We start from the raw sequence: 20,195 nt of genomic DNA, 5'->3' as shown, positions 1-20,195 counted from the left end.
CGATGAGCTGGCAAACGCGTATCAAAGAGGCTGTTGACGTCCGTAAACAGGCGGCGGCGTTTCGCGTCCGTCAGCCCAATGCGGGAGGCAGCGCCCGCTGGTTAATGCAGGGGGAACGGCGCTGGCTGAACTTCTCTGGTAATGACTACCTCGGGCTGAGCCAGAACCTGAATGTGATCGCCGCCTGGCAACAGGGCGCGGTGCGCTTTGGCGTCGGCAGCGGCGGTTCGGGACATGTCACGGGCTACAGTGATGTGCATGCCGAGTTCGAACAGCAACTGGCGCAATGGCAGGGCTACCCGCGCGCGCTGCTGTTTATCTCCGGTTTTGCGGCCAATCAGGCCGTTCTGGTGGCGCTGATGCAGGCGGAAGACCGCGTACTGGCAGACAAACTTAGCCACGCCTCGCTGCTGGAATCCGCTCTGCATGCCCCTTCGCAGCTGCGCCGTTTTCAACATAATCAGCCCGATTCCCTGCGACGTCTGCTGGAAAAACCGGTAGCCGGCGACACGCTGGTGGTGACTGAAGGGGTGTTCAGCATGGATGGCGACGCCGCCCCGCTGGCGGAGCTTCAGCGCTTAGCCCACGCGCACGGCAGTTGGCTGATGGTCGATGACGCCCACGGTGTGGGCATTATCGGTGAGCAGGGACGCGGCAGTTGCTGGCAGCAGGGCATCAAGCCTGAGTTGCTGGTGGTCACCTTCGGCAAAGCCTTCGGGTGCAGCGGCGCGGCGGTATTATGTGATGACGCCACTGCCGATTACCTGTTGCAGTTTGCCCGTCATCTGATTTACAGCACCTCCATGCCCGCAGCCCAGGTCTGTGCCTTGCAGGCCAGCCTGCGCTGTATTCAGCAAGGCGACGACCTGCGTGATAAACTGGCGGCCAATATTGCCCGTTTCCGCGCCGGGGCCGCCGGTTTGCCCTATCGGCTGACGGCATCGGCTACGGCCATTCAACCGCTGATCGTGGGTGAAAATCAGCCGACGTTGGATCTGGCGCAGCGGTTACGTGCGCGCGGTGTTTGGGTCAGTGCGATCCGCCCGCCGACCGTACCGCAGGGCAGCGCAAGACTGCGCATTACCCTGACGGCTGCCCATCAGCCTGAAGATATCGATTTTTTGCTGGAGTCCCTTCATGGGTGCAGTCACTGAATTAGTGAACAAACAAGCGGTGGCCGACGCGTTCAGCCGCGCCGCCATCAGTTATGAAAATGCCGCACAGTTGCAGCGTGAAGTGGGGGAAGAATTGCTGGCCCTGGCCGCGCCGTATCTGAACAACGCGGGAGCGACGGTGGTCGATGCTGGCTGTGGCACCGGCTATTTCAGCCGTTACTGGCGGGCGCAGGGCAAAAAGGTCGTCGCGCTGGACATTTCCGAAGGCATGTTACAGCGTGCGCGTGAGCTGGATTCTGCCGATGAATACGTACCGGGCGACATCGAACGTTTGCCGTTTGCCGACAATTGTATCGATATCTGTTTCAGCAATCTGGCGGTGCAGTGGTGCAACGCATTGCCGCGCGCGCTGGAAGAGATGCACCGCGTCACCCGCAACGGCGGGCTGGTGCTGTTCTCCACGCTGGCGGAAGGGTCGTTGAATGAGCTGGCGGCGGCGTGGATGAAAGTCGACGGCCGCCGTCACGTCAATCAGTTCCTGACGCCAGATAAAATCGCCGAAGCCTGCGCGCCATATCGCCATGACGTCACTTTCAGCGATCACATAGCAGAATTTCCCGACGTGATGTCGCTGCTGCGATCGCTGAAAGGCATCGGTGCGACGCACATTAAAAACGGTCGTCTTGGCGGGCTGGGCGGGCGTGAACGCCTGCAATTGCTGGAAAAACACTATGTACGCCGCGACGGCATTCTGCCGCTAAATTACCGGGTGGTTTACGGTATTTTGCAGGTGGAAACGCTGATCCCGCGCTGATGTAAAACTGAAACTGTTACTAAAGACCAGGCTCACATGAAACAAACCTTCTTCATCACCGGTACCGACACCGAAGTCGGCAAAACGGTCGCCACCACGGCATTTTTGCAGGCAGCGGCGTGCGCCGGATTCTCCACGGTGGGCTATAAACCGGTGGCTTCGGGCAGCGAAATGACCGCCGACGGACCGCGCAACAGCGATGCACTGGCCTTGCAGGCTAACAGTTCCGTGCGTCTGAGTTACCACGAAGTGAATCCTTGTACGTTTCTTGAACCGACGTCGCCGCATATTGTCAGCCAACTGGAGCAACGTCCGATTGTCCTGGACACCCTCTCGCTGGGGTTGCGCCATCTCGAACTCAAAGCTGACTGGACGGTGGTAGAAGGGGCCGGAGGATGGTTTACGCCGCTTAATGAGCAAGAAACCTTTGCTGACTGGGTGGTTGCCGAGCAGTTGCCGGTGATTTTAGTGGTGGGAATACGGCTGGGGTGTATCAACCATGCGGTATTGACGGCGCAGGCTATTACCCACAGCGGTTTGCAGCTGGCGGGCTGGATAGCCAATGACGTACAGGCAACGGGGAAGCATCATCAGGCCTATTTGGCAACGCTCACGCGTATGCTGCCTGCACCGCTGCTGGGCGAGATCCCGTTCCTCGGCACGGATACCGGCGGTGATGTTGGGCAATACCTGAATCTGAACTGCCTCAAACCGTGAGGTAATCTTTTACCAGCTCATCATCGAGTTCAGCCAGCGTACCCTGTGCCACATTTCGCCCACCGTCGAGCAGACAAAAACGGTCGGCGACGGTGCGGATAAACGGCAGTTTGTGACCGACCAACAGTAAGGTCAGGCCCAGATCGCGGTTAAGGCGGTGAATGATATTGCCCATGTTTGCCGCCATCGACGGGCTGGTATGCTCTGTCGGCTCGTCGAGGATCAACAGTTCCGGCTCCTGCACCAGCGCCCGGCTGATCGCCAACTGTTGCTGCTGGCTTTCGTCGAGTTCGCCCGCCTTGCGTTCGCCCATCTCTTTCAACACGGGAAACAGTTCATACACCTGCTCAGGCACTCGGCGGGTTTTGTTGCGCCCGGCCATCATGGCAATTTGCAGATTTTCATTCACGCTCATTTGCGAAAAAATCTGACGCCCCTGAGGGACATAGCCGATGCCCATCAGTGCACGGGTTTCCACCGGCATATCCAGCAGGCTTTGTGGCTCTTGATTGGCAGACTGCCATAAGATGGTGCCGCTTTTGACCGGTAAATGGCCCATGATGCAGTTGATCAGCGTGGTTTTTCCGACACCATTGCGCCCGATGAGGCAAGTACACTGCCCGCGATACAACTCCAGATTGATATCCCACAGGATATGGTTCTGACCATAATATTGATTCACCGATTTAACACTTAACATCAGAGCATCCTCCCTCAATCCCCTGCGTTACTGGCTTTTTAACGCCAAAAAAACGCTGGGAATGGTTAATGTACATTGACGGCCATTGTCATATTTCTGACATTTACTTCGCGCTTTTAAGGTGATAGTTAAAGACGTTATAGATGTTGCAACTCTCAGGCCAAGTTTGGGCAGATATCTCTTAAAGGTAAGGTTGCGAGACTGTTAATGGGCGGGCGGGCAGGAGAACTGAAAAAAGGTTAATGAATAGTAATGAATCGGCGGGATATCGGATCTATTAATGCACTCAGCCAGTGCTGAACACGATAGTTTTGGTGCAAGGCATCAGCATGGCTAAAGCTAAAAAATCCGGGTCGGCTGCACTTTTCCATTTTGCAATATCTTCGGCACAGAATATCTAGGCAAAATCGGTATATAGAAAGAAGTAAAAAAGGCTAAAAATAACTAAAAAACATCTCACGGACCACGCTGAGGATGAAAGGGCGATTTTTGGCAGGTCGCGCTGCAAGCGGCGTGATGTGAGTTATCCACCATTCCTGTGGATAACCATGTGCATGAGCGTAAGGAAAGTTGCTGCAAGCGAGTCAGGACGCGGGTTGCGCTCAGTTTGTTTGGAATCGCAGCTTTTTGATGAAATTTTTATTTTTCAATAAGTTATCTAAAATCAAGCCTTGTCAAATCGACGCATCCCGCTTGTGTCAATTTTCGTCAACCTGTTGTCAGAAAGTTAATTTGTACAAACTGCTGGGGATAAATGTTCTGTCATGGGGAAAATGATGTGCATCATAAAACCTAAAAAAGTGCAGCGAGGGGAGTGGTTTAAAAACCGGGATGGCAGGGGGTTTAAAAATGAACGCTATTTAGCCATTGGAAGCTGGTTTTATATCCAGTACTATATGGCTGGCAAAAATCGCGGAGTCTTCCATACTGAGTCTCCTTAGCCGGTGTTGTGCGTTTCTTCTCTTCAGTCAGGTAGCCCGCCCATGAGCAAAGTATTCAAACTGCATTCCGATTTTCAACCGTCAGGCGATCAGCCTGAGGCCATACGTGCGCTGGAAGAGGGACTGGAGAACGGCCTTGCGCACCAGACGCTGCTGGGTGTGACCGGTTCAGGTAAAACCTTTACCGTCGCTAATGTTATTGCTGACCTCAACCGGCCTACGATGGTGCTGGCGCCCAACAAAACGTTGGCCGCGCAGCTCTATGGCGAGATGAAAGAGTTTTTCCCGGATAACGCGGTTGAATATTTTGTCTCCTATTACGATTATTATCAGCCGGAAGCCTATGTACCGAGCTCCGACACCTTTATTGAAAAAGACGCCTCGATTAACGAACACATCGAACAGATGCGTCTTTCTGCGACTAAAGCCCTGCTGGAACGCCGCGATGTGATTGTGGTGGCATCAGTTTCTGCCATCTACGGTCTGGGCGACCCTGACCTCTACCTGAAGATGATGTTGCACCTGACTAAGGGCATGATCATCGATCAGCGCGCCATCCTGCGCCGCCTGGCCGAGCTGCAATATGCTCGAAACGATCAGGTTTTCCAGCGCAGTACCTTCCGCGTGCGCGGTGAAGTGATTGACGTCTTCCCGGCGGAGTCTGACGATCTGGCGCTGCGCATTGAGCTGTTTGATCAGGAAGTGGAACGGCTCTCACTGTTTGACCCGCTGACTGGCCAGGTGCAGCATGAAATTCCCCGTTTCACCCTCTACCCCAAAACGCACTACGTGACGCCGCGCGAACGTATTTTGCAGGCAATGGAGGAGATCAAAGTCGAGCTGGCTGACCGGCGTAAAAATCTGCTCGAGAACAACAAACTGTTGGAAGAGCAGCGCATCAGCCAGCGTACTCAGTTTGATCTCGAGATGATGAATGAGCTGGGCTACTGTTCAGGTATTGAAAACTACTCGCGTTATCTGTCAGGACGCGGTCCGGGTGAGCCGCCACCGACGCTGTTTGACTATCTGCCCGCTGACGGTCTGCTGATTGTCGATGAGTCACACGTCACCATTCCGCAGATTGGCGGCATGTACAAAGGCGACCGTTCACGTAAAGAGACATTGGTGGAGTATGGCTTCCGCCTGCCTTCTGCCCTCGATAACCGTCCGATGCGCTTTGAAGAGTTCGAAGCGGCCGCACCGCAAACCATTTATGTGTCTGCGACGCCGGGCACCTACGAGATGGAAAAATCCGGCGGTGATGTGATCGAACAGGTCGTGCGTCCGACCGGGCTACTCGATCCACTGATTGAAGTGCGCCCGGTGGGCACGCAGGTGGATGATCTGCTGTCGGAAATCCGCAAGCGTGTCGAAGTAAACGAGCGTGTGCTGGTCACTACGCTCACCAAGCGCATGGCTGAGGATTTGACTGAGTATCTGGAAGAACACGGCGAGAAGGTGCGCTACCTGCACTCTGACATCGATACCGTTGAGCGTGTGGAGATCATCCGCGACTTGCGTCTGGGAGAATTTGACGTGCTGGTGGGGATCAACTTACTGCGTGAAGGGTTGGATATGCCGGAAGTGTCGCTGGTGGCGATCCTCGACGCAGACAAAGAGGGCTTCCTGCGCTCTGAGCGTTCTCTGATTCAGACTATTGGCCGCGCGGCGCGTAACCTGAATGGCAAAGCCATTCTGTATGGCGACAGAATTACTAAGTCGATGGCGAAAGCCATTGACGAAACCGAACGCCGTCGCGCCAAACAGGAGCTCTACAACACGGAACACGGCATCACGCCGATGGGCCTGAATAAGAAGATCTCCGACATCCTGCAACTCGGTCAGCCGAAGACCAAGAAAAACAAAGACAAGCGCGACGCTGCGGCGTTCGAAACCGTCAAGCTGCTTACGCCGAAAGCGCTGGATCAGCGTATTAAAGAGCTGGAGAGTAAAATGTATGCACACGCGCAGAACCTCGAATTCGAAGAGGCGGCCAATACGCGTGATGAGTTGCATGCGTTGAGGGCTCAGTTCATCGCTCTCTCCTGATACTCGTCATCCTTCAAGCCACAGCGGTGTTGGCTTCCCTCGCGGACCATGAAATCTATTGGGGATACCTTCTGTGGAAAATTAAGGTGCGCTGCGCTGGCATTGAAAAAGTGCTAGACTGCGCGCCCGGTAAAAACGACTTGCGAGCGAGCCAATGACTGACACCACTCCCCAGAAACCTGCTGCGGCGAAAGATCCCCTGCACGGCATCACGCTGGAAGCGCTGCTGACGACGTTGGTCGATAGTTTTGGCTGGCCCGCACTGGCGTCGCAGGTCAATATCAACTGCTTCAAGAGTGACCCGAGCATCAAGTCCAGCCTGAAATTTTTGCGCCGCACGCCATGGGCGCGCAAAGAAGTGGAGACGCTGTATCTCGATTTCGTTGAAGGCCATTTGCGCCCGGACATGACGCGCAGCAAACGCCGCACGCCGTTGTCAGCCCTGACGCCGCAAAAACCGAAAGTCAGCACCGCTAAACCCGCCGCGGACAGCCCGTGGAACAACCATCCGCTGACCAAAAAATCTTAAGTCATCTGCTGCAACGCTTCTTCTAACGCTTTGCGAAGTAACTCGCGGTCATGACGATAAGGAATATCGCTGGCCTCGAGGGTAGTTTGAATGATCAACCGCTCACTGGCGTCATCGATATTCACTTTAGGCCCGACGATCGCGGCATCAACGGCGCGGCGTCCGATCTGTTGTTCAATCAGCGACAGCTTGTCATGCAGCGTCAGTGACGCAGCCGCCACGCTCAACTCTTTCCCTAAATTACCAATGTATACGATGTGCGCACGGCTGCGGCGCAGGGCCTGCGTCAGGTCTTTCATCAGCAACAGCGGCATCAGGCTGGTGTAGAAACTGCCGGGGCCAATCAGCACCAGATCGGCTTCTTTGATGGCGAGAATCGCTTCACGCGTTGCCGTCACCTGCGGAACCAGCATCAGTTCACGCGGGATCTGCGTCAGCTTATCGACATTCACCTCGCCATGGACCCACTCACCGCTGGCATCCAGCGCCGCCAGATCGACCGGCTGTTCTGACATTGGGATCAGTTCGGCGTCCACTTTCAGCAGGCTGCGCACCAGATTAATGGCTTCCAGCGGGCGTACGCTCAGGTGATCGAGCGCGCGCAGCATCAGGTTGCCGAGATTGTGCCCGGCCAGTTCACCATTGCCGCCGAAGCGGTATTCAAACATGGCTGACGCAACGCTCGGTTCGGTGATTAACTGGTTAAGGCAGTTGCGCGTATCGCCCCAGGCGATGCCGCCTTCTGAGCTGCGGATACGGCCGGTCGAACCCCCGTTATCGGTGGTGGTGACAATACCGGTCAGGCGCGAGCCAAGAGTGGAGAGGGCGGACATCACGCGGCCCAATCCGTGTCCTCCGCCTAATGCCACCACGCGGTCGAGGTCGGCTAACGTACGATTACGCATAAATATCCTTGAAACCATCCAGAGAAGAGTCAATCTGCCCTCAGCGTGGCAGTTAATGAGGCATTGTCATGAATTGCACTGATCATGCCTGCTGATTGATTTTACCCAATTTTGCAACAAGGTGTTATCCCCCAGGCCGCTGAAAAAAGAGTGAATCCCTTATGAAAAAGGCGTTTATTGTCGCGATCTGTCGCGTAACGGTCACGAAAAACGCTATATATCAAATAACATAACGAAAACCGCCTTGGTGATATCCCTTTTGCGGCGTTAGAATAGTCCCCGTAAACCGCGTTTTTTCGACTGTTTTGCCGTCGGGGAAATCAAACTCCTAGCCCTGAATCCTAAGTTGTTCGCAAAGAACAATATGGTTTCCTGGCCGTGGCTCAGCCACCAGGGTGCGAGGCAGAAATGCCTGCATCTCCCGTATTTGGAAAGGTGTTAAGGTGCTTCAACTTACCGATGCTTTTGCGCGCAAGTTCTATTACTTGCGGCTATCTATTACTGACGTGTGCAACTTCCGTTGTACCTATTGCCTGCCTGACGGTTATAAACCGCAGGGCCACAGCAATAAAAGTTTCCTCTCGCTGGACGAAATTCGTCGTGTCAGCCGTGCGTTCGCTCATCTTGGAACAGAAAAAGTGCGTCTGACCGGTGGGGAACCCTCCCTGCGTCGTGATTTCTGCGACATCATTGCTGCCGTCCGTGAAAACCCCACCATCAAAACGCTGGCCGTGACCACTAACGGTTACCGCATGGCGCGCGACGTGGCCAAATGGCGCGATGCCGGGCTGACTGCGATTAACGTCAGCGTAGATAGCCTTGATGCCCGCCAGTTCCATGCCATTACCGGCCAGGATAAATTCCACGACGTGATGAACGGTATTGACGCGGCTTTTGCGGCAGGCTTTCGCAAGGTTAAAGTCAACGCCGTGCTGATGCGCGACGTTAATCACGCCAGCCTGAATACTTTCCTCGCGTGGATCAAAAACCGCCCGATCCAGCTACGCTTTATTGAATTGATGGAGACGGGTGACGGTAGCGATCTGTTTCGCAAGCATCATGTTTCCGGCGAAGTATTGCGTCAGCAGTTGGTCCTTCAGGGTTGGCAGTTGCAGGTTCGCGCCCGCAGCGATGGCCCGGCGCAGGTGTTCAGCCATCCTGATTATGTCGGCGAAATCGGGCTTATCATGCCGTACGAAAAAGACTTCTGTGCCAGCTGCAACCGTCTGCGCGTGTCGGCCATCGGTAATCTGCATTTGTGTCTGTTCGGCGAAGAGGGGATCCCACTGCGTGACCTTCTGGCCGATGATATACAACAGGATGCCCTGATGGACCGTATTCAGGGCGGCCTCGGCCGTAAAAAACAGACCCATTTCCTGCATGAAGGCAATACCGGGCTGACACAGAATCTGTCGTTTATTGGCGGGTAGTTCGCTTCGCCGCAGACTCACTGCATGAGGTGGTTGATGTACATTCAAGGAGCTACAAGATGAGCAAGGCCAGCAAAGATTTTCTTCCCCTCAACGTGGCCATTCTTACGGTGTCTGACAGCCGTGGCGAAGCGGAAGATACCTCCGGTCATTACCTGAAAGAAGCGGCTGAAGAGGCCGGTCACCGCGTTGCTGCACAGGCGATCGTCAAAGATAATCTGTATAAAATTCGCGCCGTGGTATCACACTGGATAGCCGATGACGCGATTCAGGCGATTCTGATCAACGGCGGCACCGGTTTTACTCAGCACGACAATACGCCAGAAGCCCTCAAACCGCTGTTTGACCGCGAAATAGAAGGCTATGGCGAGCTGTTCCGCATGGTGTCATTTGAAGAGATCGGCACCTCGACCATTCAGTCACGCGCGCTGGCCGGCATGGCCAATCAGACGGTGATCTTCGCCATGCCTGGCTCCACCCGCGCCTGCCGCACCGCCTGGGAACATATTATTGAAGCCCAGCTCGATGCCCGCAACGGCCCGTGCAATTTCACTCCTCACGTCAAGAAATAAGCCCGCTATGTCTACTTTTACTCATATTAATGCTTCCGGTGATGCCCACATGGTGGATGTCTCCGCGAAAGCTGAAACGGTGCGCGAAGCCCGCGCCGAAGCCTTTGTGACTATGGCGGCGGAAACGCTGGCGATGATTGTCAACGGTAATCACCACAAAGGCGATGTGTTTGCTACTGCGCGCATTGCCGGTATTCAGGCGGCCAAGAAGACCTGGGATCTGATCCCGCTCTGCCACCCGCTGCTGCTGACCAAAGTGGAAGTGAATCTGCAGGCCGAGCCGGAACATAACCGGGTGCGGATTGATTCATGTTGCCGCCTGAGCGGCAAAACCGGTGTGGAAATGGAAGCGCTGACGGCGGCGTCGGTCGCGGCGCTGACCATTTATGACATGTGTAAAGCGGTGCAAAAAGACATGGTCATCGGCCCAATTCGTTTGCTGGAAAAGTCAGGCGGAAAATCCGGCGACTTTAAGGCGGTCCCATGATCGAGATTTTATTCTTTGCGCAGGTGCGTGAACTGATTGGCGTGAGCTCGCTGCAACTGCCCGCTGAGTTTCGCAACGTTGAAGCGCTGCGTCAGGCATTGTGTGAGCGCGGTGATCGCTGGGCGCTGGCGCTGGAGTCCGGCAAATTGCTGGTGGCGGTGAATCAGACGCTGGTTGATACGGCTCACCCGGTGAACGCCGGGGATGAAGTGGCATTCTTTCCACCCGTCACCGGAGGCTGATATGGACCAGACGAGAATTGTGGTCGATGCTGCGCCGTTTAATGTCGGCGATGAATACCAGTGGCTGGCGCAATCTGATGCAGACGGCGCGGTTGTGACCTTTACCGGTAAGGTACGCAACCATAATCTCGGCGATAGCGTTAGCGCCCTGACGCTGGAACACTATCCTGGCATGACCGAAAAGGCGCTGGCGGACATTGTGGCAGAGGCCCGTACACGTTGGCCGTTACAGCGGGTGTCGGTCTATCACCGCGTGGGCGCGATGTATCCCGGCGATGAAATTGTGTTTGTCGGCGTGACCAGCGCACACCGTGGTATGGCGTTCGACGCGACCGAATTCATCATGGACTATCTGAAAACTCGCGCGCCTTTCTGGAAACGGGAAGCCACAGAGCAGGGCGACCGCTGGGTCGATGCCCGCGACAGCGATAAAGACGCGGCAAAGCGCTGGTAAACTGCAACTAAACCTTACGCTTAGCAACCGCGCAAAGCGGCGAATTTGTGGTAATGTTATCCAACAGGTGGCCTGTTTAATGGCCTAATTTTTGTCCTCCATGCAAGAGGTAATCATCATGGATCGATATCCACGCAGTAACGGCTCGATTGTTGAACGTGCAAACACCGGCATTCAGGCTTATATGGCGCAGGTCTATGGTTGGATGACCTGTGGCCTGTTATTAACCGCATTCGTTGCCTGGTATGCGTCAAATTCTTACGCTATCCAGAGTTTTGTTTTCTCCAGCCAAATTACGTTCTTTGGCTTGATCATCGCCCAACTGGCGTTGGTCTTCGTGATTTCCGGTATGGTTAATCGCCTGAGCGGAACGGTGGCAACGGGGCTGTTTATGCTCTACTCCGCGCTGACCGGATTGACGCTTTCCAGTATTTTTACGGTGTATACCGGTGAGTCTATTTTCGGTACTTTCATTGTGGCGGGCGGTATGTTCGGTGCGATGAGTGTTTACGGTTATGTGACTAAGCGTGATTTGAGCGGTATCGGCAGCATGTTGTTTATGGCGCTGATTGGTCTGGTTCTGGCGTCGCTGGTGAACATGTGGCTGAAAAGCTCCGGTCTTGCCAACATCATTTCTTATGCTGGCGTGCTTATCTTCGTGGGTCTGACTGCTTATGACACCCAAAAGCTGAAAAACATGGGTGCCCAGCTATCGGCTGATGACAAAGACAATTTCCGCAAATATTCCATTGTTGGTGCGCTGACATTGTATTTAGATTTCATCAACCTGTTCCTGATGTTGTTACGGATTTTCGGCAACCGCCGGTAAGGTTTTTGATTTCAAATGAGAGGGGTGCTGAAAAGCGCCCCTTTTCTTTTTGGGCTTGCAGCCCAATCCTGCTTTTAGATTTTTAATTGCAAATTTCACTTCAAATTTCACTTTAAATTCAAATTCAAATTCAAATTCAAGGTCGTGGGCGTCGGCCCACACCGACCAGGGGGCGGCCAGTCGCCGCCGCCCCCTGGACCCCCGGGCTCTTTCATGAGACACCGACAGCTTCGCTGCTGGCAGGGTACGTGTTTCAGGCACTTCCGTTCACGGCGCAAAATGTCACGGCTGCGCCGTCCCCGTATTTCGGGTTCGAGCCATAGGTCTCGAACCTCTCATCCGGTGCCATTTTTGACTGCGCCTTAGCGGCTATGTAGGTCAAAAGATCAAAACCAAAAGATTAACCCCTCTGGTTTTGAACTTAAAAAAGTTTCGGCCGCGTTCAAAACGACGTCGAGTGAGCGGTGAGAAACGGCGAGAGTGTTTTTCCGAGCTGGTCCGAACCCGAAACGAGAGTACCGCGCAGCGGCGGAGTTTGCGGCTATAACCGCGGTGACTGAAACACGGCCATTGTGACCAGCGCAGCTGCTGTTTTTAAAAAGCTCGGATTCCAAAGGCCCGAGCGACTGCGGGCCTTTGGTCGGTGTGGGCCGACGCCCACGACCTTGAATTTGAATTTGAATTTGAATTTAAAGTTAAAGTTAAATTTGAAATTAAAACCGCGACTTGCGTGTCGGCACACGCCGAAAACTCCACCATACCTGGGCGGTATTAAACAGCACCAGAATTGCGGTCACGAGGAACACCCACCTAAAGCCCATCAGAGCGGAGACGCTTGAGCCGAGCAGCGGGCCGATGACGTTTCCCATATACATAAATGACTGGTTATAGCCGAAGATACGTCCGGTGGTCTGGTCGCTGCTGTATTTCAACAGCAGTGCCTGGACTGCAGGCATCAGGGCGCCATCGCCGAAACCGAGCATAAAGCGCAGGATACCGAGCTGAGTGGCGGAGCTGATGGTCGCCATCAGGCAGAACAGGACAAAACAGAACACCAGCGCGGCGATGAGTATGCGGTGTGCACCAATGAGGTCGCCAAGCTTGCCGAGTTTGGGGGCGGACATCAGCGCCGACACGCCGGGCACGGCGGCGATCACCCCACTGATAAAGGCAATATTGCTGGTGTCTGATGACAGTTCGCGAATAAACAACGTGAGGATCGGGCTTATCGAGCCGTTCGCCAGTTGGATCATCATCGTGGTGACAAACAGGCTGACGATCAGCCACGGATAGGGAAGCGAAGTAAACACCGCTTTGCCGCTCAGGCGGTTGGCTTTGGTGATGGGCACCACCCGCTCCTTAATCAGGAAAAAGGTGATCAGAAAACTGATAAACAACATGCCGCTGGTAACGAAAAACACCGTGCGCAGCCCAAGGTGGTCAGCCATAAACCCCCCCAGCAGCGGGCCGATAATGACGCCAGATACCTGCCCGGTCGACAGCGTACCCAGCGCCCAGCCGCTTTTATCGCGTGGTACCTGTGAGGCGACCAGCGCCATCGCGTTGGGAATATAGCCGGACGTCAGCCCCATCAGGGTACGCAGAATGAAAAGCTGCCAGACATTGGTGGCAAAACCCTGCAACATCATGACAATCGCCATACCGAGTGCCGCGCGTAACAGCATCAACTTACGGCCTTTGCGGTCGGCAAGGCTGCCCCACAATGGCGCGACCACGGCGGATACCAAAAAGGTTCCGCTAAACACCAAACCGGACCACAAACTGAGTGACGCGTGGTCAGTGACGCCGAGTTGTTCGATATAAAGCGGCAGGAAGGGCAGGATTTGGCTCATGGCCATGCCGGTAAAAAAACACCCCAGCCAGACGGAGATAAGATTGAGTTTCCAAGTTTCCATTGTGCTGCGGGATTGCCTTCATGGTGAGAGTGTAAACATAGCAAAGCATAGCAAGTCAGGCGCGGCAGGGGACGGCAAAAAGTGGTAAGGGAGGGCTTCTGCACTAATTTGCTATCCTGTGTCAGGCTTATTGGTTATCGCCGAACAAACTGCCGTAACGTTTGAAAGTACAACATTTAATGCCCAATACCTTCGCCGAAAACACCTGGCCACACCCCGTTTTGGATATAATTTCGCGCAGCTCCTCGTCTTGTGTTAAAATCGCTGCAACTGGCGCACTGCAGTTTGTGCCGAATCCTCGTGGTAATGCCTCATTTGCCTCGTCTGATCATCCACTCTTGAAACTGCACCGAACCCCGTTCGGGTTAGAGTGGACTGGAGCTTTTCCTTATATGTCATTTGATTCTCTCGGCTTAAGTGCCGAAATTTTGCGTGCTGTTGAAGAACAGGGCTATCGTGAGCCTACGCCTATTCAGACCCAGGCTATCCCTGTTGTTCTGCAAGGCCGTGACCTGATGGCAAGTGCGCAGACCGGTACCGGTAAAACCGCTGGTTTCACCCTGCCACTGCTTAACATGCTCAGCCATTCCAACGCGCAATTCAAAGGACGTCGCCCTGTTCGTGCGCTGATCCTGACCCCGACCCGTGAACTGGCGGCGCAGATTGGCGAAAACGTAGTGTCTTACAGCAAATACCTGACCCTGCGCTCTTTGGTCGTATTTGGCGGTGTAAGCATTAACCCGCAGATGTTGAAACTACGCGCAGGCGTAGACGTGCTGATCGCGACCCCTGGTCGTCTTCTGGACTTAGAACATCAGAACGCGGTGGATTTATCCAAAGTTGAAATTCTGGTGCTGGACGAAGCTGACCGCATGCTGGACATGGGCTTCATCCATGACATCCGTCGTGTTCTGGCTAAACTGCCAGCCAAGCGCCAGAACCTGCTGTTCTCAGCCACCTTCTCCGATGAGATTAAAGGTCTGGCCAGCAAATTGCTGACTAACCCGGCCTCCGTTGAAGTGGCGCGTCGTAATACCGCGTCAGAGCAGATTGAACAAAGCGTGCATTTCGTTGATAAAAAACGCAAAAGAGAACTGCTGTCGCAGATGATTGGCGAAGGCGACTGGAGACAGGTGCTGGTCTTTACCCGGACTAAGCACGGCGCAAACCATCTGGCAGAACAGCTAAATAAGGATGGCATTACGGCCTCCGCTATTCACGGCAACAAAAGTCAGGGCGCGCGTACCCGTGCACTGGCAGACTTCAAAGACGGCGGCGTTCGCGTGCTGGTCGCCACCGACATTGCGGCACGTGGTCTGGATATCGACCAGTTGCCACACGTGGTGAACTACGAGTTGCCGAACGTGCCTGAAGATTACGTTCACCGCATCGGCCGTACTGGCCGCGCGGAATCAACCGGTGAAGCGATCTCTTTGGTCTGCGTTGATGAACACAAACTGTTGCGTGATATTGAGCGTTTGCTCAAGCGTGAAGTGCCACGCATCGCGCTGGAAGGCTACGAGCCGGATCCAACCATCAAAGCTGAGCCGATCATCAATGGTCGTCAGGGCAGTGGTGGTGGCGGCGGTCGTGGTGCTCCACGTCAGGGTGGCGGTCAGCGCTCGGGCTCCGGTGCTCCACGCTCAAGCGCACCACGCTCAGCAGGCAGTGGCCAGCGTAGCGGCAATGGCGGCGGTGAAAACCGCGGTTCAGGCGAAGGCCGTCCTGCGGCCCGTCCTTCCCGCGCAGCCAATGCCGGTCAGCGTCGTTCAGGCCCTCCGGGTGGCAGCCGTAACTCGTAATTTTTCAGGCGAAGCCCTTTCGTTCTGACTCTTTTCTGATAGAAAAGAAAGCAAACCGCCTCAATGCAGGCGGTTTTTTTATGTCTGTCGTTTGAACAGAACTTCACAACCAGATGCGGTAAGCGCAGCGACGCGCCCCCTGTAAAATATGCTCGGTGCGCTCAACGTTGGCTTCCAGCGTGGCGCTAAACACCTCTCGCTCGGCGCGGCAGAACCCCTGGCAGGTGGCGGCGGCGGCGCAAATCGGGCAGTGGTTTTCAACCAGCAGAAAACTGCCGTCTTCTTCCTGTTGCCAGTCCGCCATATAGCCTTCGCGGGTGCGAATTGCCGTCAGCCGCTGCAAGCGCTCTTCCAGCGTGGTTGCGCCCGTCATCGCCTGTTGATAGGCGTCACGGGTTTGTTCTTCCCGCCCGGCAATCAGCGTATCCAGCGCTTGATCTCCTAACGACGATCGGATCAGCGTCAGCAGCTGCACGGTGAGATCGGCGTGAGCGTTGGGGAAACGCGCGTGGCCCAGCGCGGTAAGCTGCCAGAACTGCGCCGGACGCCCAACGCCCTGCGAGATGGACTTGGCTTCAACCAGCCCCTCTTTTGCCAGTTTGACGAACTGCTGGCGCGCCGCTTCGCCGGTGGTGCCCAGAATGTTACCGGCGTCACTGGCCTGCAATTCTCCCCGGGTTTTGAGCAGTAATAGCAGGCGTTCAGCTACGCTTTGTTTCATCCCGGCTGGATTTTCACTCTCTGAGTTTTCCAAGTCAGTGCTTGACATATTACCTCGTTGGGTTCTAGATTACGGGACAGATTATTATTCCAAGTAATTTCTTGTTTAATATTACCACAACTCAGACACACTTCAATAAGGTGTGCTGGAACAATCCAAAGGGAAGCAGAGATGTCAGAAAACGAAAGCGGCTGGAGCGGTTTATTCAGCGCCGAAAACCGGGGCAGTGCGGTGGCGCTCAGCGCAGGCGTGGCGCTGTTTGCGACCAACAGTTATATCGTCATCACTATTTTGCCTTCCGTCGTGGAGGATATTGGCGGTCTGGCATGGTACGCGTGGAACATGACGCTGTTTGTGGTCAGCTCAATCCTCGGTTCAGCACTCTCAGCGCGCTTAATGCGTAAAGCCGGGCCACGCGGCAGCTATTTGACCGCAACCGGTATCTTCATGGCCGGTGCGGCGCTGTGTGCCGCCGCACCCAGTATGCAAATTCTGCTGCTGGGACGGGCGATCCAGGGGTTAGGCGGCGGTTTTCTGTTTGCGCTTTCTTACGCGATGATCAATCTGGTGTTTAAAGAGTCCCTGTGGCCGCGCGCCATGGCGCTGATCTCCGCCATGTGGGGCATCGCGACCTTAGTCGGCCCGGCGATTGGTGGAATATTTGCAGAGTTGCACGCCTGGCGGTTTGCTTTTGGCCTGCTGGTACCCGTGACGTTACTGTTTGGCGTGCTGGTCTGGCGCACGTTACCGGCGCAACAGGTCAAGCCACAAGAGGCCGAACCGTTACCTTTGATTCAACTTGCTCTGCTGACCGGCTCGGTGCTGGTGGTATCCGCCGGAAGTCTGTCGGCTCACGGTTGGGTGAATCTCGGCAGTATTGTGGTGGCGATGTTGATGGTCATGCTGCTGCGTCAGCGGGAGTTCAGCTCAAAGGTGCGCCTGTTGCCGCGTAATTCGTTATCGCTCTCTTCGCCGCTGTGCTGGTTGTATATGACGATGGCGCTGCTGATGATTGGTCTGGGGTGTGAAATCTACGTGCCGTACATGCTGCAACATCTGCACGGTCAGACGCCGCTGGCGGCGGGCTATATTACGGCCGCCGCTGCCGCCGGCTGGACGCTCAGCGAAATGACCAGCGCAGGCTGGACGGACCGCCGCGCCAACCAGGCGATTGTCTCCGGCCCGGCGATTCTGGCCGTGGGTTTGGTGTTATTGCTGGCGTCAGTACCGGTGGTGTTTGGCCCACCATGGCTCAACCTGAGCGGTATTGTTCTGGGGCTGACGCTGGCCGGTTTTGGTATTGGCCTTGGCTGGCCGCATCTGTTGACTCGCGTATTGCAACAGGCGGATGAGCAGGAAAAAGAGACCGCCGGTGCCTCTATCACTCTGGTGCAATCTTTCGCCGCTGCGCTCGGTGCTGCTCTGGCAGGCACCATTGCCAATCTGGCCGGTGTAAACAACGGGGGAGCGGATGCCGCCAGCAACGCCGCCTTCTGGCTGTTCTTGTTCTTCATCATTCCGTCTGCTTTGGGTATTTTTACCGCCTGGCGCTCGGTGAGCAAACGTCGCATTTCTCATCCTGACCAGATGGCGTGCAGTAAAGGATAACAACGTTGCTATAGCAATAGCAGGGCGTTCACCCGTATCATTGCCCGTCATTTTTTAAGGGTTGAACGTCATGCGTGTATTACTGGCTCCGATGGAAGGCGTACTGGATCCTTTGGTCAGGGAACTTCTGACCGAAGTGAATGATTACGACTTATGCATCACCGAGTTTTTGCGCGTGGTCAATCAGCTGCTGCCCGCCAAATCCTTCTATCGTCTCTGCCCTGAACTGCTTAATCAGAGCCGCACGCCTTCCGGCACGCGGGTACGAATTCAATTGCTCGGCCAATATCCGCAGTGGCTGGCGGAGAATGCCGCCCTTGCCGTGGCGCTGGGCTCTTACGGCGTCGATCTCAACTGTGGTTGTCCTTCCAAAACGGTCAACGGCAGCGGTGGTGGGGCGACACTGCTTAAAGATCCTGAGCTGATTTATCAGGGTGCCAAAGCCATGCGGGAAGCGGTCCCGGCCGAACTGCCGGTGACGGTAAAAGTGCGGCTGGGTTGGGATTCGCTGGCGCAAAGTTTAGAAATTGCCGATGCGGTCCAGCAGGCCGGTGCCACGGAATTAACCGTGCATGGCCGCACCAAAGAGGACGGTTATAAAGCCGAACGCATTAACTGGCAGGCCATCGGCGAGATCCGCCAGCGCCTGACCATTCCGGTGATCGCCAACGGTGAAATTTGGGACTACGCCAGTGCGCAGGCCTGCATGCAGGTGACCGGCTGTGACGCGGTGATGATCGGGCGCGGTGCGCTGAATATTCCCAACCTCAGCCGGGTGGTGAAATACAACGAGCCGCGCATGCCGTGGGGCGATGTGATGACGCTGCTGAAAAAATACACCCATCTGGAAAAACAGGGCGACACCGGCTTGTATCACGTTGCCCGCATCAAACAGTGGCTGGGCTATTTGCGCAAAGAATATGACGAAGCCACTGAGTTATTTAATGAAGTGCGCGTGTTGAAAACATCGAAAACTATCGCAGAACGTATTAACCGCTGATTGTTTCCCTGACGTCTCCACGCGCTGCTTCATGTACAAAAGCAAAATGGAGAAACATCATGGATAACAAAGATATCGGTCTGACCCACGTCGCGTTTACCGTAAAAGACCTCGCTGCCAGTGTCGCTTTCTATCAACAATTCGCTGACATGCAGGTGATCCACCGCCGCGAGCTGGCCGCTGGCGACGTTAACGCCGTGGCCTGGCTCTCTGATATGACACGCAATTTTGCCATTGTTCTGGTGCAATCTACGACTCTGCATGACACGCCGCTGGGGCCTTTTGGTCACTTAGGCGTTGCCTGCGCGTCAAAAGCCATCATGGATTCCCGCCTCGACGCCGCGCGTACCGCAGGGATTTTACGTAAAGAACCGGTGGATTCCGGCGCACCCGTCGGCTACTGGGCCTATCTTTCCGATCCCGATGGCAATACGCTGGAACTGTCTGTTGGGCAGGCGATTGGATACGCCATAGAAAAAAATCCTGGCAGCGAATAGTTATTTTAATTATTGGCTGAGTTGTTATTATATGCGCGATTTTTTGAGGGAAGTGCTAATACATTATTTTAATAACTATTTCCAAAGTTAATAATATCGTTTTCTGTATAAGTGCATAAAATAAAACCGTGCAGTAACAATTTTTAAAAGGAATTAATCATGAAAAGACCCATGGGTTTAAAACCGTTGAATTTGGTTAAAGTTAATGAAACGCCACAATTCGGTAAAATGCTCGCTGATGAAGTGTGCTATGTCCATGGTTCGAACAGCAGCAGTTTTCCAGGGTTAGTAAGGTTTAGAGCACTATTAAGCATGGAAGAAATTGACGGTACCAGCTGGTTTGATCGCAACAGGCTCGGTTCTGGTGAGAGGGGATATACCTGTCATCATATCTATCAAAATCAGCCAATTTCTCAAGGTGTGAGTATGCATTACCTGCAAAACTTTCAGGAGAGTTTAAGTGCCTATTCCTATCAAGGTTTGACGGTGGGGAATTATTCTGTGTTATATGGTTTTTCCCGCGATGTTTCTATTAATGCGAAAATCGTTGACCATCCTTTAAGTAAGGGCGGGATTAATATCGATTTTATTAAAGCGATATATGTCCCTCATCAATATATAAGCAAGGCTAAAGAGGCGTTAAGTTTAATTCCGCGTTTACAACAAGTCGTCTTCCCTTTATTAGTTTAATATTCCTTTTTTTCTGTCCAATATTCATACTTTTTTCATTTCAGGAGAAAACCTGAACATGATTTTGGCAAGTGTTCACTTACTCGCCAGGCCATGCTCTTAGGGCATTTGTGACAGACTTTGTGACAAATGCCTGCATAAAATCCGAGTGTCATCTTGCTTCACCTCCCTTATAAT

The 20,195-nt window shown here is 54.3% G+C and carries 21 protein-coding genes and 1 riboswitch; of the genes, 16 read left to right on the top strand and 5 right to left on the bottom strand.

What is annotated here, in order from left to right:
• Positions 1-2: 2 nt before the first annotated feature.
• From bioF to bioD, 3 genes are read left to right on the top strand one after another with little or no spacing between them, the layout of a single operon-like run.
• The gene (gene bioF, locus EAH77_RS03425) at positions 3-1,154 is read left to right on the top strand and encodes an 8-amino-7-oxononanoate synthase (protein WP_140470427.1); all 1,152 of its coding nucleotides are present in this window, start codon (positions 3-5) and stop codon (positions 1,152-1,154) included.
• Positions 1,138-1,929 carry a malonyl-ACP O-methyltransferase BioC gene (bioC, locus tag EAH77_RS03420; protein ID WP_140470426.1) on the top strand — a complete coding sequence of 264 codons (792 nt, stop codon included), beginning with the start codon at positions 1,138-1,140 and terminating at the stop codon, positions 1,927-1,929. The genes bioF and bioC overlap by 17 nt, the downstream gene beginning before the upstream one ends.
• A 36-nt stretch (positions 1,930-1,965) precedes the next feature.
• Complete coding sequence (gene bioD / locus EAH77_RS03415; RefSeq protein ID WP_140470425.1) at positions 1,966-2,646, top strand: dethiobiotin synthase; 681 nt, start codon at positions 1,966-1,968, stop codon at positions 2,644-2,646.
• Here the strand turns inward: bioD and EAH77_RS03410 are convergent.
• Positions 2,636-3,346 carry an ABC transporter ATP-binding protein gene (locus tag EAH77_RS03410; RefSeq protein ID WP_140470424.1) on the bottom strand — a complete coding sequence of 237 codons (711 nt, stop codon included), beginning with the start codon at positions 3,344-3,346 and terminating at the stop codon, positions 2,636-2,638. The two genes, bioD and EAH77_RS03410, sit on opposite strands and share 11 nt — an antisense overlap.
• A 983-nt stretch (positions 3,347-4,329) precedes the next feature.
• Between EAH77_RS03410 and uvrB the strand changes: the two genes are divergently transcribed.
• Both uvrB and EAH77_RS03400 read left to right on the top strand, forming a co-directional pair.
• On the top strand, positions 4,330-6,336 hold the full coding sequence (gene uvrB / locus EAH77_RS03405; RefSeq protein WP_140470423.1) for an excinuclease ABC subunit UvrB: 2,007 nt from the start codon (positions 4,330-4,332) through the stop codon (positions 6,334-6,336).
• A 154-nt stretch (positions 6,337-6,490) separates the two neighbouring features.
• The gene (locus EAH77_RS03400) at positions 6,491-6,865 is read left to right on the top strand and encodes a VF530 family DNA-binding protein (RefSeq protein WP_140470422.1); all 375 of its coding nucleotides are present in this window, start codon (positions 6,491-6,493) and stop codon (positions 6,863-6,865) included.
• Here the strand turns inward: EAH77_RS03400 and yvcK are convergent.
• Complete coding sequence (gene yvcK / locus EAH77_RS03395) at positions 6,862-7,770, bottom strand: uridine diphosphate-N-acetylglucosamine-binding protein YvcK (protein WP_140470421.1); 909 nt, start codon at positions 7,768-7,770, stop codon at positions 6,862-6,864. The two genes, EAH77_RS03400 and yvcK, sit on opposite strands and share 4 nt — an antisense overlap.
• Before the next feature lie 313 nt (positions 7,771-8,083).
• Positions 8,084-8,224: riboswitch (molybdenum cofactor riboswitch) on the top strand.
• Between yvcK and moaA the strand changes: the two genes are divergently transcribed.
• The 6 genes from moaA to EAH77_RS03365 all read left to right on the top strand — a co-directional run bounded on the left by moaA (position 8,214) and on the right by EAH77_RS03365 (position 11,784).
• Positions 8,214-9,200: a GTP 3',8-cyclase MoaA gene (moaA, locus tag EAH77_RS03390; RefSeq protein ID WP_140470420.1), complete on the top strand. Its 987-nt coding sequence runs from the start codon at positions 8,214-8,216 to the stop codon at positions 9,198-9,200. Its footprint overlaps the riboswitch before it by 11 nt.
• Before the next feature lie 59 nt (positions 9,201-9,259).
• Positions 9,260-9,772, top strand: a complete 513-nt coding sequence (gene moaB / locus EAH77_RS03385; RefSeq protein WP_140470419.1) for a molybdenum cofactor biosynthesis protein B — start codon at positions 9,260-9,262, stop codon at positions 9,770-9,772.
• 7 nt (positions 9,773-9,779) lie between these two features.
• Positions 9,780-10,259 (top strand): cyclic pyranopterin monophosphate synthase MoaC, encoded by a 480-nt coding sequence (gene moaC / locus EAH77_RS03380; RefSeq protein WP_140470418.1) that lies wholly within the window; start codon positions 9,780-9,782, stop codon positions 10,257-10,259.
• Entirely contained in the window at positions 10,256-10,501 is a 246-nt protein-coding gene (gene moaD, locus EAH77_RS03375; protein ID WP_140470417.1) for a molybdopterin synthase sulfur carrier subunit, read from the top strand. The genes moaC and moaD overlap by 4 nt, the downstream gene beginning before the upstream one ends.
• A 1-nt stretch (position 10,502) precedes the next feature.
• Positions 10,503-10,955 carry a molybdopterin synthase catalytic subunit MoaE gene (gene moaE / locus EAH77_RS03370; protein WP_140470416.1) on the top strand — a complete coding sequence of 151 codons (453 nt, stop codon included), beginning with the start codon at positions 10,503-10,505 and terminating at the stop codon, positions 10,953-10,955.
• 118 nt (positions 10,956-11,073) lie between these two features.
• Positions 11,074-11,784, top strand: coding sequence for a Bax inhibitor-1/YccA family protein (locus EAH77_RS03365; RefSeq protein WP_140470415.1), 711 nt, complete (start codon positions 11,074-11,076; stop codon positions 11,782-11,784).
• On the opposite strand, the gene EAH77_RS03360 is transcribed toward EAH77_RS03365, so the two are convergent.
• On the bottom strand, positions 11,758-12,045 hold the full coding sequence (locus tag EAH77_RS03360) for a hypothetical protein (RefSeq protein WP_140470414.1): 288 nt from the start codon (positions 12,043-12,045) through the stop codon (positions 11,758-11,760). The genes EAH77_RS03365 and EAH77_RS03360 overlap by 27 nt on opposite strands.
• Positions 12,046-12,497: 452 nt before the next feature.
• Complete coding sequence (locus EAH77_RS03355; RefSeq protein ID WP_140470413.1) at positions 12,498-13,700, bottom strand: multidrug efflux MFS transporter; 1,203 nt, start codon at positions 13,698-13,700, stop codon at positions 12,498-12,500.
• Positions 13,701-14,092: 392 nt separating this feature from the next.
• On the opposite strand from EAH77_RS03355, the gene rhlE reads away from it, so the two are divergent.
• The gene (gene rhlE / locus EAH77_RS03350; protein ID WP_140470412.1) at positions 14,093-15,502 is read left to right on the top strand and encodes an ATP-dependent RNA helicase RhlE; all 1,410 of its coding nucleotides are present in this window, start codon (positions 14,093-14,095) and stop codon (positions 15,500-15,502) included.
• A gap of 103 nt (positions 15,503-15,605) precedes the next feature.
• Here rhlE and EAH77_RS03345 read toward each other — a convergent pair whose 3' ends face one another.
• Complete coding sequence (locus EAH77_RS03345) at positions 15,606-16,271, bottom strand: helix-turn-helix transcriptional regulator (RefSeq protein ID WP_140470411.1); 666 nt, start codon at positions 16,269-16,271, stop codon at positions 15,606-15,608.
• A 123-nt stretch (positions 16,272-16,394) separates the two neighbouring features.
• Between EAH77_RS03345 and EAH77_RS03340 the strand changes: the two genes are divergently transcribed.
• The 4 genes from EAH77_RS03340 (at position 16,395) to EAH77_RS03325 (ending at position 20,018) form a co-directional block, all read left to right on the top strand.
• A complete protein-coding gene (locus tag EAH77_RS03340) occupies positions 16,395-17,831 on the top strand; it encodes an MFS transporter (RefSeq protein ID WP_140470410.1) in 1,437 nt (478 codons plus the stop codon).
• Between the two features lie 70 nt (positions 17,832-17,901).
• Positions 17,902-18,831, top strand: a complete 930-nt coding sequence (gene dusC / locus EAH77_RS03335; protein ID WP_140470409.1) for a tRNA dihydrouridine(16) synthase DusC — start codon at positions 17,902-17,904, stop codon at positions 18,829-18,831.
• A 59-nt stretch (positions 18,832-18,890) separates the two neighbouring features.
• Positions 18,891-19,328: a VOC family protein gene (locus EAH77_RS03330; RefSeq protein ID WP_140470408.1), complete on the top strand. Its 438-nt coding sequence runs from the start codon at positions 18,891-18,893 to the stop codon at positions 19,326-19,328.
• A 159-nt stretch (positions 19,329-19,487) separates the two neighbouring features.
• The gene (locus EAH77_RS03325) at positions 19,488-20,018 is read left to right on the top strand and encodes a hypothetical protein (protein ID WP_140470407.1); all 531 of its coding nucleotides are present in this window, start codon (positions 19,488-19,490) and stop codon (positions 20,016-20,018) included.
• Positions 20,019-20,195 lie beyond the last annotated feature (177 nt).

This window comes from Ewingella americana, from assembly GCF_006438725.1.
GTDB lineage: Bacteria > Pseudomonadota > Gammaproteobacteria > Enterobacterales > Enterobacteriaceae > Ewingella > Ewingella americana_A.
The sequence above is the reverse complement of the archived record's forward strand: the minus strand, read 5'-3'. Positions and strand labels throughout refer to the sequence as shown.

What these genes read in the sequence shown, in the direction of transcription:
- bioF (WP_140470427.1), top strand. Translation starts at nt 3, where the DNA reads ATGAGCTGGCAAACGCGTATCAAAGAGGCTGTTGACGTCCGTAAACAG.
- bioC (WP_140470426.1), top strand. Translation starts at nt 1,138, where the DNA reads ATGGGTGCAGTCACTGAATTAGTGAACAAACAAGCGGTGGCCGACGCG.
- bioD (WP_140470425.1), top strand. Translation starts at nt 1,966, where the DNA reads ATGAAACAAACCTTCTTCATCACCGGTACCGACACCGAAGTCGGCAAA.
- EAH77_RS03410 (WP_140470424.1), bottom strand. Translation starts at nt 3,346, where the DNA reads ATGTTAAGTGTTAAATCGGTGAATCAATATTATGGTCAGAACCATATC.
- uvrB (WP_140470423.1), top strand. Translation starts at nt 4,330, where the DNA reads ATGAGCAAAGTATTCAAACTGCATTCCGATTTTCAACCGTCAGGCGAT.
- EAH77_RS03400 (WP_140470422.1), top strand. Translation starts at nt 6,491, where the DNA reads ATGACTGACACCACTCCCCAGAAACCTGCTGCGGCGAAAGATCCCCTG.
- yvcK (WP_140470421.1), bottom strand. Translation starts at nt 7,770, where the DNA reads ATGCGTAATCGTACGTTAGCCGACCTCGACCGCGTGGTGGCATTAGGC.
- moaB (WP_140470419.1), top strand. Translation starts at nt 9,260, where the DNA reads ATGAGCAAGGCCAGCAAAGATTTTCTTCCCCTCAACGTGGCCATTCTT.
- moaC (WP_140470418.1), top strand. Translation starts at nt 9,780, where the DNA reads ATGTCTACTTTTACTCATATTAATGCTTCCGGTGATGCCCACATGGTG.
- moaD (WP_140470417.1), top strand. Translation starts at nt 10,256, where the DNA reads ATGATCGAGATTTTATTCTTTGCGCAGGTGCGTGAACTGATTGGCGTG.
- moaE (WP_140470416.1), top strand. Translation starts at nt 10,503, where the DNA reads ATGGACCAGACGAGAATTGTGGTCGATGCTGCGCCGTTTAATGTCGGC.
- EAH77_RS03365 (WP_140470415.1), top strand. Translation starts at nt 11,074, where the DNA reads ATGGATCGATATCCACGCAGTAACGGCTCGATTGTTGAACGTGCAAAC.
- EAH77_RS03355 (WP_140470413.1), bottom strand. Translation starts at nt 13,700, where the DNA reads ATGGAAACTTGGAAACTCAATCTTATCTCCGTCTGGCTGGGGTGTTTT.
- rhlE (WP_140470412.1), top strand. Translation starts at nt 14,093, where the DNA reads ATGTCATTTGATTCTCTCGGCTTAAGTGCCGAAATTTTGCGTGCTGTT.
- EAH77_RS03345 (WP_140470411.1), bottom strand. Translation starts at nt 16,271, where the DNA reads ATGTCAAGCACTGACTTGGAAAACTCAGAGAGTGAAAATCCAGCCGGG.
- EAH77_RS03340 (WP_140470410.1), top strand. Translation starts at nt 16,395, where the DNA reads ATGTCAGAAAACGAAAGCGGCTGGAGCGGTTTATTCAGCGCCGAAAAC.
- dusC (WP_140470409.1), top strand. Translation starts at nt 17,902, where the DNA reads ATGCGTGTATTACTGGCTCCGATGGAAGGCGTACTGGATCCTTTGGTC.
- EAH77_RS03330 (WP_140470408.1), top strand. Translation starts at nt 18,891, where the DNA reads ATGGATAACAAAGATATCGGTCTGACCCACGTCGCGTTTACCGTAAAA.
- EAH77_RS03325 (WP_140470407.1), top strand. Translation starts at nt 19,488, where the DNA reads ATGAAAAGACCCATGGGTTTAAAACCGTTGAATTTGGTTAAAGTTAAT.